This window comes from Streptococcus sp. 27098_8_91 (genome assembly GCF_041432385.1).
Classification (GTDB): domain Bacteria; phylum Bacillota; class Bacilli; order Lactobacillales; family Streptococcaceae; genus Streptococcus.
Window position 1 is genome coordinate 21,300 of sequence record NZ_JAPVZN010000007.1, and the last position, 12,334, is coordinate 33,633.

A 12,334-nucleotide genomic window follows, 5' to 3' on the forward strand; every position below is an offset into this window, starting at 1 on the left:
GTTATTTATATTGTTTCAAATCTAAATTTTCCGCATGGTCTGCCAGACGGATGGCTGATGCAATTTCGACTGCCATCTTGTGACTGGCTACATCGTGCACGCGCACCACTTCCACACCTTGTCTAGCAGCAATGCTGGTCACATGAGCCGAAGCTATGTCCCGATTGCAGAAACCAACTTCTGTATCTGGATTGACTTCAAAGCCATTTTCTTCAAGGATATTGATGACAAAGCGCTTGCGCGATACTCCAAGAAAGATTGGATAGCCCTTCTGATGTAGTTTATCCAGGTCCCGTAAAAGAAGCAGATTTTCTTTCTTGGTCAGACCAAAGCCGATTCCCGGATCCAACATAATCTTGTCTTTGAAAATCCCTGCTTTTTCCGCTCTTGCTAGAGCACGGTCAAAGAAAGCTGTCATCAATTCTTCTACTGATAGTTGTTCAAAGTCTGCTAAGTCTTCCTTTGTAAAAGCTTGATTAAAGCCAAAATGAGGAAATATGAGCGAACTAGGATGCTGAGGACGTGCCATAACTGGATTGAACATGATAACCACCTGGGCCCCAGCCCTAGCAACCACCTCTGCCATTTTCTCGTCACCCATGAGACCAGTGATATCATTGACTAGATTGGCACCAGCAGCCAAAGCAACTTCTGCTACTTGACTCTTCCAAGTATCAATAGAGATGAGGACATCACTTTCCTTGCGAATCGCTTTAATCACTGGAACAACACGCTGGATTTCCTCTTCTATCTCAACATAACTACTTCCAGGTCGAGTGGATTCCCCACCGATATCTAAGATAGTGGCTCCTTCAGCTATCAATTTTCTAGCCTGCTTCAAGGCTTCCTCAACGGCAAAAAACTTCCCCCCATCTGAAAAAGAATCAGGGGTGACATTGATAATTCCACAAATAGATGTTTTTCTAAGATTCTCTCTTTTTATCACACTAGTCTCTCAATTTTCATTTAGATTGGTATCTCTCTATTTTACTGTTTTTTTTGGATTCTGTCCAATTATCTTTCAGTTCCTTAATATCATTAAGACTACAAAAGAGCGCAAAAAAAGAGTGTGGGACAGAAATCGGTAATTCGTTAGAATTCGATTTCGTCGTCCCACCTCCGCACAGTTGAGTAGGGTTGTAAAAGCTGATGAAATCAGCGTAGTAGAGCCCACTCAACCACTGCGTCCTGCTCGACAATCCAAAGACAATTGAGAGGCTAGAACTTTTGTCCCAGCCTCTTTTTTTATAATCTTATTTTTCAGTCAATGCTGCAAGTCCTGGAAGAACTTTACCTTCGAGAAGTTCCATTGAAGCGCCTCCGCCCGTACTAATCCATGAGAACTTGTCTGCGCGACCAAGGTTGATAGCTGCAGCAGCTGAGTCACCACCACCGATGATTGATTTAACGCCTGGTTGTTTCACGATAGCGTCCATCACACCGATTGTACCAGCTTGGAAGTCAGGGTTTTCAAATACACCCATAGGTCCGTTCCATACAACTGTTTTCGCACCAGTCAATGCTTCATCAAATTTAGCGATAGATTTTGGACCGATATCCAAACCAAGGAATCCTGGGTCTACTGCTTCACCTTCAGTGTCTTTCACTTCAGTGTAGTCAGCAAATGCGTTTGCTTCTTTTGAGTCAACTGGCAAGATCAATTTGCCGTTTGCTTTTTCAAGAAGAGCTTTAGCGACATCCAATTTGTCTTCTTCTACAAGTGAGTTACCGATTTCGATACCTTGTGCTTTGTAGAATGTGTAAGTCATACCACCACCGATAAGAACTTTATCAGCTTTTTCAAGCAAGTTTTCGATAACACCGATCTTGTCTGAAACTTTTGAACCACCAAGGATAGCCACGAATGGACGTTCTGGAGCTTCAACAGCTTCTTGGATGTAAGCAATTTCGTTTTCAAGAAGGAATCCAGCAACTGCTTTTTCAACGTTTGCTGAGATACCAACGTTAGATGCGTGTGCACGGTGAGCTGTACCGAATGCATCGTTTACGAAGATACCATCTCCAAGTGATGCCCAGTATTTACCAAGTTCAGGATCGTTTTTAGATTCTTTCTTACCGTCAACATCTTCAAAACGAGTGTTTTCAACCAAAAGAACTTGTCCATCTTCAAGAGCGTTGATAGCTGCTTCCAATTCAGCACCACGAGTTACACCTGGAAGGAAAGTAACTTCTTGACCCAATTTAGCAGCCAAGTCAGCAGCTACAGGAGCAAGTGATTTACCAGCTTTGTCTGCTTCTTCTTTTACACGTCCAAGGTGAGAGAAAAGAATCGCACGTCCACCTTGTTCAAGGATGTACTTGATAGTTGGAAGAGCTGCAGTGATACGGTTGTCATTAGTAATCACGCCATCTTTTACAGGAACGTTGAAGTCAACACGAACGAGAACTTTTTTCCCTTTCAACTCAACGTCTTTAACAGTCAATTTTGCCATTTGGAAAGACTCCTTAATTTTTTTTACGTGTTAATTATATCACAAAATCAATAAAAGAGATAGCAAAACCTTAAACTTTTATCCTGAAACAGGTCTCTCTAGTAAATCAGACTTACTCTTTACTCTCTGAGGAAAGCCCTCACTGTTTTTATCTTCATCTATGGTATGTTGCTCATTTATAGAGGAAGAGCTACTGTCTGGAGTTGTGTCTTTATTTTTTGAACTAACTCTTCAGAAACTATTCAATTTTTAAAAATCTATTTTGAAAGTTTTGCATTGCGATAGAAAAACTCTCAGAAATATCAGCATCGCATGTCTAAGAGTTGAATCATTTTTATTCAGTTTAATTTCAAATTAAAGACCTATCTGCATCTCTAATTAAACCTATCCTGATACTTCATATTAAACAACCACTGAAGATTGACCACGGGCTTAGATTGTACATCAAGGATGGGTTTAAGGGTCTCTCTAATCTCTCCTTTTATCTTTGTTTCATCAATTGTTGCAGTATCAATTTCTTTATACTCTTTATCGAGGGCCCACTCAAGCTCAAAATCCTTATCAAACTTATAGGACACATCGTTTTTATCACTGTAGCCATAACCTCCATCAAACTCACCAAAACTGGTAGGATGACCACTTGAATCGATAGAATTTTCGATAAAATTCGCTCCATCATCATCATAGCGAATACCTTCAATTTTCGGAGTATAAATCTCCCCCATGTTTTCAATCAGCATAACTAAGTCAGGCTCTGTCCCCTCTTTATGAGGCATCCGTTGCGCATAATAGACTGAGTTAGATAGCAAATTAATCGTAGTAACAGCATACATACTCGCTCCTATAAATACTACTAAGCCAAGGCTCACTACTACAATGATTACAGCAATGACTACTTTTAACAATTTCATCTTCTTTTTCCTTTCTTATCCCCAAACCAATTCTTGATGAGAGTTACTAGAAATAACTCTATAAACAGACACAACCAAAAAAATTAAAAGCAGAACATGCAAACATTTCATTACAAGGTTTCTTTTAAAATAATAAAAATCTTAACACAAACATTCTAAGAATGCAAAAAGGCAGGAGCCAAAAATAGCTCTTGCCTTTTAATACTATTATCTTGTCAGACGGTAATTTAGAAGTTCAACTTACTCTTCTTTTTTCTTTTGCGCTAGAAGTCCAAAGCCACCTAGGACTCCAACCAATCCTAAAACAAGGAGATTTGTATCTACTTCTTCACCTGTACTTGGAAGTTGTTTTCCTTCAGGTTTTTCAGCTTTTGAAACTTCCTGCTTAGTCGTTTGAATCACTTGAACAGGTGCGACTGGTTTTTCAGTTGGAATTTCAGCCACTTTTGTACCAACTTCAACAATCTCAGTTACTGGCTCTTTGACAAGTTCTGTCCTCTTAAGACTGCGGTTGCCTTCTGAATCAACCTCTACAAGATTTCTACGAAGCCCTTCCATTCCAGCTTGAACTAGACGATGTTCACCTGCTAAAAGGTTTGAGTTTTCTCTTTCTTCACGTCCAAATGCAAGAACTTCTTCTTCAACTACCAGGCTTGGTTTCTTAACTTCCAAGACTTTTGGTCCTTCTAGTGGCTGAACACGGCTTTCTACCTTAGTACCGACTTCAGTAATCTCAGTCACTGCTTCCTTGACTACCTCTGTCTTAAGAAGTGTACGATGGCCTTCTGTATCTACTTCAATCAGACGACGAGTTTGGCCTTCAACTCCAGCTTGAACTAGACGACGTTCACCTGCTTGAAGGCTCGAATTTACTCGTTCTTCATGGCCGTATGCAACCTTTTCTTCCTCAACCACTAATGCTGGATTGCTAATGGTCAAATCTTTGACTCCGTCTAGTGGTTGAACACGGCTTTCTACCTTCGTCCCAACTTCAGTAATCTCAGACACTGCTTCCTTGACTACCTCTGTCTGAAGAAGTGTGCGATTGCCTTTAGCATCTATCTCAATCATGTGACGGATTTGCCCAGCTTCACCAGCTTGAACCACACGGCGTTCACCTAGTAAAAGCTCTGCTGTTGGACGCTCTTGGTGATTGAAAGCTACGGCTTCTTCTTTCACTTCCAATTCTAGTTTTTCGAGAACAAGATTCCCAGAACCGTCCAATGGTTGAACACGACTTTCTACCCTAGTCCCAACTTCAGTAATCTCTGCAACTGCTTCCTTGACTACCTCTGTCTGAAGAAGCGTGCGATTGCCTTTAGCATCAACTTCAATCAGACGACGAGTCTGACCTTCTATACCTGCCTGAACGATTCTACGTTCACCCACCAAGAGGTCTCCTGACGGACGTTCTTGGCGTTCGAAGGCTTGAGTTTCTGTTTCAACCACTAGCTCAGGTAGAACTTCAACTGTTGGAGCAGTTTCACCTTCTTCTAAGCTACCCACATGGTGGCTTTCTTCTGCAGGAGCTAGTTTCTTATTCAGCTTTTCTTTTATGTCCGCAAAAGCTTCTGGAGTTGGCGTTTGTGAAGATAACAAAGCTTCAGCTTGTGCAATCAACTCAGATTGAGGATCTTTTTCAATGACGGATTCGAGCAAGCTTTCCAATTCTTCTCTAGCAGTTTGATAACGTTGATTGCCATCCAAATCCACACCAGCTTGTTTCAAGTCATTCAAGGCTTGGTTGACTGCTTCTTGACTAGCATCATGATTTTCTAAGATCGCTTTCGCTGCATCAATCTTCTCAACTAGAGCTGCTTGTTTTGCTGCATCCGCAAATGTATAAGCTAATGTTTCTTTGCGTCCTTGAGCAGATGTGATTTCTTGTTTCAGATATTCGTCGTTAATGGCTGCCTTAGGTGATACTAGAACATCAAATTCGACAGTTTGTCCTTGATAGTGCAACTCAAGTTTTTGACGGCCTGTCTTTTGAGAATCATAACCTGTAATTTCGACTCCTTGGTCTGTAAAGCTATGTTCAGTCTCCGTCTCATCATCATACAAGACCTTGAAACGTCCTTCTGAGAAATCTAGAGCATCACCTACCAAGTAGTCAATTTTCGGTTGCTTGCTAATATACAAGGCTGCTACTTCTTTTGGACCAGCTTCTTCACCAGTCACTTGAACCTTGAAACTTCCTGCAACTGGAAGACCAAGATAGGTTACTGTTAACTCTTGTTCGCCATGATGGTGAGCATCGTAGCCGTTGACTACAACACCAGCATGACTAAGGTTGATGACTTCATCTGCTTCTTCACCTTCGTATTTGACACGGAGAAGACCACCTTTAAAATTCAATTCCTCACCAACTTGATAAGTTGCCTTTTTAGGTGCTACTTCTAGACTGACAGCCTTAATCTTTCTTTCATCCTGAGGAATCGTCACAGCAAGAGTATTACTGATTTCTTTTCCTGGTAATTGTGTGCAGTAGTAAAGAAGGCTTGGACGTTTTTCAAAGCTCAATGGTTCTGTTGCCAAATCTCCTCCAACTACCGTATTTAAGGTAGCGATTGGAGTTTGTGAATCTGCCTTGTCATAGACTGTAATGGTTGCTCCAGCAGGAACTTCTGAGAATCCAAGCTGGATCTTATTGTCTGTCAGAACACGCGCTGCAACTTTAGCCATTGGGATGTTTTGGCTCTCCGTATCAAGAGTTTCATACATCTTCCAGTTGTAGATACGAATGGCTTTCCATGGTGTTCCATTGTCAGATGTAATAACGTGCAAACGCCAGTCTTGGGCCGTAATTGGGCTATCAAGGGTGATATCTGAAACATGAGCTTTATTACCACGAACTGATTTGGCTAGTTTCCATTCTCCAGCTTCATCCTTATAGTAGAGGTCGAAATCTTTAGTATTCATCAAACCATCGTTGACGGATTCTCCACCAGCACCGGCATGATCCATGACCCATCTAACAACACGGCGTGGTTGTGTCAAACGGATATCTACGCTACCACTCAATTGAGCAGAAGACCATTTGTCAGATAAACTGGTGATAGTTCCATTCAACATACCTTCGATACCTTCGCCGCCTTCTGTGTCTGGGAAGGTACTTCCAATAACAGTCGCTCCTGGAACGATATTTTCTGCTAATGGTCTTGGGAGACTTGTATCTTGAACCGTCATGCCCCATTCGAAGTTTGTAGTTGCAGCTTCAGAGCGAAGGCCATTCTTACCGACTGCAACAACCTTCAACTCTTGACTGGTTCCAGTTGCACTAGCTGAACGGCTAACTTTTGGTAGGTAGATAGTAGTGGCAGATGAGCCTGTCAATAGGCGCCAAGCATCGCCATCCTTTTCATAAACTTCATAGAAATCAGCGTCTTTATTACCTGTAAATTGAACAATAGCTTCCGCTTCTTGGGCATTTTTGAGAGATTGCTTGGCTACTTTAAGAGCTGTTGGTGCTTGAGGAGCCTCTTGATTATCTGTCACAGTCAACTCACCCAAGTTAAATTGATAACCCTTAAGAGCAGCAGTATTTTCGAAAGTAAGTTTGATACCGTAAATGGTCTGACCTGCCAAGGCACTCAAGTCAAATTCGTCTTTTGTCCAATCGTCGGATAGAGTCAGTTCTTTACGAGCATTCTCACCACCATAGGTATAGTTTTTCTGAGTGGCAAACTCTACATAAACCTTGCTTCCCTTACCACCCTTATGGGCAACCCGAAGTTTTGTTTTATCCGTCACTTCCAGTTTTGTAGAGTAAAGACGAACATCTTGGTTGGTATTTTCGGCTAAATCACCCGCAAACTTGAGTGAATTTCCGCCATTGTAGGCATCTTCAAAATCGTAATCAGCTTGGAGCTTAGCTCCTGATGATGTTTGCCACCAACGCCATGTAGGCAAGATACCTGATACAGAACGATAGTTCCACTCAGAATCCTTGGAAACTTTACCGTCCACAAACCATTTTTTACCATGTCCTGTGTTAAAGGATGTTGTAAAAGTACGGCCTACTGCTGGTGTGCGGTCAGCTACGAGGTTGGCAATCCCGTACCAGTCCTTGTCATCTGGTTTTTGACCAGTTGGATCTCCTTGGTAACCTGTGAAGAAAATATTTTCATTCTTATGATAGTCTTCACCTGTTTTCCCAAGGCTCGTGATAGTATCTGGGGCAAAAAGTCCAAGTGATAAGCGAAGTTTGCCATTCTCATCAAAAAGGGCATCCCATTTTACTTTTGTCTTATAAGAACCACCTTGTTGCAATTCCAAACCTGCAAAAACATCATACTGACTGCGTTCTAGCCATTTAGCCATAGCTACAGAGTAATCATTTTTCTCTTTAGTCCAGTTAAAGTTGGCAAAGAAGTGATCTGCAGGAACCTTGTCTCCTTCTTTTTGCATGAATGGATAGTTATACTCGCCTAGTCCGTCTTCGTGATAACGACCATATTCATAGGTCATAGCATCGTACCAAGAATACTTGACAGGATGGTTGACTTTAGCAGCATATTCCTTGGTATAGAGCATGAAGTCACGCATTTTCTTACCAAGAGGCGTTACGATATCACCTGTTGTTTCTTGGTTGATAAAATATCCATCAAATCCATAATATTTAGCTAAATCAACCAACTTGCGAGCGATAGGGAAAGTTCCGTCTTCGTCTTGTTGAAGGGCTGCAGCGAATTTTTCTTGGTCTGCAATACTGTTAGACCAGTTGAAGAAGAGTGTACCCAATACAGGGACACCATTACGGTGACCAGCATCAATCACGTCCGGAGTTGGAACGAGCCCTTCCCAGAAGACCATTGAATTCAAGTATTGCCAGTAGTCAAAAGCATAGGCTTTAAACTCTTCACCACCTACAGAAGCGTGGTCTTTAGCCTTAGAGTTAGTGTTAGCAAGAGCTTCAACCTTAGCGTCCTTATTAGCTTTTTCGTTAACCACATATCCACGATAGCGCTTGGCTAGTTCTACTGAAGAGCGGTTAATAGCATCGTCTTCGCGAGCACCTGGTTCCCATTTCAACAAATCTTCCCAAGTGTCAAATTTAATTTCTTTTGGTCGAAGACTTTTTTCTTCATTCTTAGGAACGTCTGAGACAGTTGCTTTCTCTTCAGCCTTATTTTCTGTAGCCACAGGTGCTTCTTCAGCCTTAGGAGTTTCAGCAGTTGGACTTGTCGCTTCTTTATCACCTGCATTCAACTGGTCCAAGGTTGGTTTTTCTTCTGAAACTGGTTGCTCACTTTCCTTGTCTTCCCTTGCTTCTAGCTCTTTCAATACTTCTGGTGCTGGTGTAGTTGCTTCTGCTGATGTAGTGGTTGACGGTTGCTCTGAAGCTACTGCTGTAGTTGTTGCCCCATTTTCTGGAACGACAGACTCTTCAGCCAAAGCTGGACCTGCAAATAGAACTGAACCAATCATCAATGAGCAGGCACCCACTGACAATTTCCGAATACTATAGCGACAATGTTTTTCAAAAAATGGATTCTTCATCTTTTTCTCCTTTGACTTTCCACAAAAAGTAAGCGCTTTATTTTTGAATTAAAAAAGTAGCTGTTCCAAAAACACACAGAACAGGTCATTTTTATTTTACGATATTTAGAAAAAGAGTCAACACTAGCCCTTCAAGAACTATAAAGAAGTGAAGAATTAATATAAATTAGACAATCATTGACCATTTTTCGAATAAAATCAACATTTTTCTCAAAAAAGAGCATTTACTACTTGTTAGATTTACTTTTATCCTTTAAAATAGAATGGGAGAAATTCCGCGATTATTTTTCGGAGGAAAAAGAAAATGTCCATTAATTGGCAGGAAATTATTTTTCACTTTTTAGGTGGTCTGGGTCTATTTTTATATAGTATCAAGACCATGGGAGACGGTTTGCAACAAGCTGCTGGAGACCGCCTTCGATATTACATTGACAAGTACACAAGTAATCCCTTCTTAGGGGTTTTAGTGGGGATTGTCGTCACTGCCCTAATCCAGTCAAGTACAGGTGTAACGGTTATTACAGTTGGACTGGTCAGTGCTAGTCTCCTCACCCTTAGACAGGCCATCGGGATTATCATGGGAGCCAATATTGGAACGACCGTAACGTCCTTCATTATCGGTTTCAAACTTGGCGAGTATGCCCTACCCTTGATTTTCCTTGGAACCATGTTCTTATTCTTTACAAAAAACCGTACTGCAAATAATATTGGACGTATCCTTTTTGGTGTGGGTGGTATCTTCTACGCCCTCAACCTCATTAGTGCTGGGATGAGCCCTCTTAAAGACTTGCCTCAGTTCAAGGAATACATGGTTACCTTGGGGCAAAATCCTATCTTGGGAGTTGTGGCTGGTGCTGTCATTACCGTTTTGATTCAGGCATCTTCTGCAACCATCGGGATTCTACAAGGTCTCTATGCAGGTGGATTCCTCGACCTCAAAGGGGCACTACCAGTCCTATTCGGAGATAATATCGGTACAACCTTAACCGTTATTATCGCAGCAGCCGGAGCAAATGTTTCTGCTAAACGGGTTGCAGCAACACACGTTACCTTTAACGTTTTAGGAACCATCCTCTGCTTAATCTTATTAGGCCCATTCACTGCGATGATCGAGTACTTCCAGGCACTACTTCACCTCTCACCTGAGATGACGATTGCCTTCTCACACGGTGCCTTTAACGTAAGTAACACCATTGTACAATTCCCATTCATCGGTGCCTTGGCTTACTTTGTTACTAAGCTAATCCCTGGTGAAGACGAAGTTGTTAAATACGAACCTCTTTACTTGGATGAACAACTCATCAAGCAAGCTCCTTCTATCGCCCTAGGAAATGCCAAGAAAGAACTCTTGCACTTAGGAAACTATGCGGTTAAAGCATTTGACCTTTCTTATGACTACATCATCAATTCTGACGAGAAAGTAGCTGAAAAAGGGCACAAGACTGAAGAAGCTATCAATACAATCGATGAGAAATTAACACGTTACCTCATCAGCCTTTCTAGTGAAGCATTGAGTCAAAAAGAGAGTGAAGTCTTAACCAACATCCTTGACTCTTCTCGAGACTTGGAACGTATCGGTGACCACGCTGAAGCTTTGATTAATCTTAACGACTACTTGCAACGCAAGAATGTTCAATTCTCTAACTCAGCCCTAGAAGAGTTGGAAGATATTTACCGTCAAACAAGCGATTTCGTTAAAGATGCTCTTGAGAGTGTTGAAAACAATGACCTTGAAAAAGCTCAATCACTTATTGAACGCCATGAAGCCATCAACAAGATGGAACGCGTCCTTCGTAAGACACACATCAAACGCCTCAACAACGGCGAATGTTCTACCCAAGCTGGTGTCAACTTTATCGACATTATTTCACACTATACTCGCGTGTCAGACCACGCTATGAACCTTGCTGAAAAAGTTTTGGCTGAACAAATTTAATACTCAATGAAAATCAAAGAGCAAACTAGGAAGCTAGCCGCAGGCTGTACTTGAGTACGGCAAGGTGAAGCTGACGTGGTTTGAATTTGATTTTCGAAGAGTATAAGATAAAAAAATGCTTTGATTCGAACGAATCAAAGCATTTTAAATAGCTCTCCAATCATAATGGAAGAGGCAGCTGCGCCCTTGTACCTAGCTTCTTCCTTTTGGATAAAGCTGGCCAGATTGACTAACTCTGGCGCTGGGGTCTTGGGATTCTTGAGAAGTTCAAGAGTGACCAGACCTGATAGCCGTACTGCTAGCAATCGCTCATTGGTGCTAGGTAATTTCTTAGCAGTCTCTACAAGTGCGATCACTAGATCTTCACTCAAGTTTTGACGGGCATGATTGTAAAGATCCCGTATCAAGGTTTCTAGGTTTGGTTCTTCCATACCCATCACCTCCATCTTTTCAGTTTAATAATTTTTGATCAAATCTACAGTAGAGCGATCTAATTTTTTAACCAAGGCTTGTAAGAAAGCTTGAGCTTCTAAGAAGTCATCCATGGCATAAAGTGTTTGGTGAGAATGGATATAACGAGCGCAGACACCGATTGTAGTAGAAGGTACACCAGCATTTTTCAGATGAGCTGCACCTGCGTCAGTTCCACCTTTTCCGCAGTAGTATTGGTACTTGATTCCAGCTTCTTCAGCAGTTGTCAAAAGGAAATCCTTCATTCCTGGGAGAAGCAAGTGACCTGGATCATAGAAACGAATCAAGGTTCCATCACCAATCTTACCTTGGCCACCATAAACATCACCAGCTGGTGAACAGTCAACTGCAAGAAATACTTCTGGATCAAATTTTGTTGTAGAGGCATGGGCACCACGAAGTCCAACTTCTTCTTGGACGTTAGCTCCAAGGTAAAGTTCATTTCCTAGTTTTTGGCCTGACAAGTTTTCAGCCAACTCGCTAACCATGAGCACACCATAACGGTTATCCCATGCTTTTGAGATGATATTTTTTTCATTGGCAGTGAGGATTGCGCTACTATCTGGAACAATTGTATCTCCAGGACGGATACCAAAACTTTCAGCCTCAGCCTTATCCGCAAAACCACCGTCAAAAACGATATCTGAAATAGCTGGCATAGTTGGTCCACCTGTGCTACGAGTCAAATGTGGAGGAACTGAACCTGAAATTACTGGAATCTCACGGCCTTCACGTGTAAAGAGTTTAAAGCGTTGGCTGCTAACAACCATAGGGTTCCAACCACCAATGCTGACTACTCGGAAGGTACCGTCTGCTTTGATTTCACTAACCATGAAACCAACTTCATCCATGTGAGAGGCTACCAAAACACGAGGTGCATTTTCAACTTCTGAGTGTTTAACCCCAAAAATACCACCCAAGCCATCAGTCACAACTTCATCCACGTGAGGTGTTAATTTTTCACGAAGATAAGCGCGAACAGGTGCTTCATGACCTGAGATAGCGGAAAGTTCTGTTACTTCTTTGATTTTAGAAAATAATGTTGTCATTTCTATCCCTTC

Annotated in this window: 7 protein-coding genes; 1 reads left to right on the forward strand and 6 read right to left on the reverse strand. The window is 41.8% G+C overall.

Translation table 11 applies throughout. The features are described 5' to 3' along the window. Position 1 precedes the first annotated feature (1 nt). From folP to O3611_RS07105, 4 genes are all read right to left on the reverse strand, one after another. Positions 2-946 carry a dihydropteroate synthase gene (gene folP / locus O3611_RS07090; RefSeq protein ID WP_371608203.1) on the reverse strand — a complete coding sequence of 315 codons (945 nt, stop codon included), beginning with the start codon at positions 944-946 and terminating at the stop codon, positions 2-4. Between the two features lie 307 nt (positions 947-1,253). After that, entirely contained in the window at positions 1,254-2,453 is a 1,200-nt protein-coding gene (gene pgk, locus O3611_RS07095) for a phosphoglycerate kinase (protein ID WP_001096781.1), read from the reverse strand. A gap of 374 nt (positions 2,454-2,827) precedes the next feature. Then, positions 2,828-3,364, reverse strand: coding sequence for a hypothetical protein (locus O3611_RS07100; RefSeq protein ID WP_371608204.1), 537 nt, complete (start codon positions 3,362-3,364; stop codon positions 2,828-2,830). Positions 3,365-3,604: 240 nt separating this feature from the next. Further along, complete coding sequence (locus O3611_RS07105) at positions 3,605-8,866, reverse strand: G5 domain-containing protein (RefSeq protein ID WP_371608205.1); 5,262 nt, start codon at positions 8,864-8,866, stop codon at positions 3,605-3,607. Positions 8,867-9,170: 304 nt separating this feature from the next. Here O3611_RS07105 and O3611_RS07110 point away from each other — a divergent pair, with 304 nt between their 5' ends. Beyond that, positions 9,171-10,802, forward strand: coding sequence for a Na/Pi cotransporter family protein (locus tag O3611_RS07110; protein ID WP_371608206.1), 1,632 nt, complete (start codon positions 9,171-9,173; stop codon positions 10,800-10,802). Between the two features lie 134 nt (positions 10,803-10,936). Here O3611_RS07110 and O3611_RS07115 read toward each other — a convergent pair whose 3' ends face one another. Both O3611_RS07115 and pepA read right to left on the reverse strand, forming a co-directional pair. Then, positions 10,937-11,233 (reverse strand): bacteriocin immunity protein, encoded by a 297-nt coding sequence (locus O3611_RS07115; protein WP_371608207.1) that lies wholly within the window; start codon positions 11,231-11,233, stop codon positions 10,937-10,939. Between the two features lie 24 nt (positions 11,234-11,257). Then, positions 11,258-12,322, reverse strand: coding sequence for a glutamyl aminopeptidase (gene pepA, locus O3611_RS07120; RefSeq protein ID WP_153224885.1), 1,065 nt, complete (start codon positions 12,320-12,322; stop codon positions 11,258-11,260). Positions 12,323-12,334 lie beyond the last annotated feature (12 nt).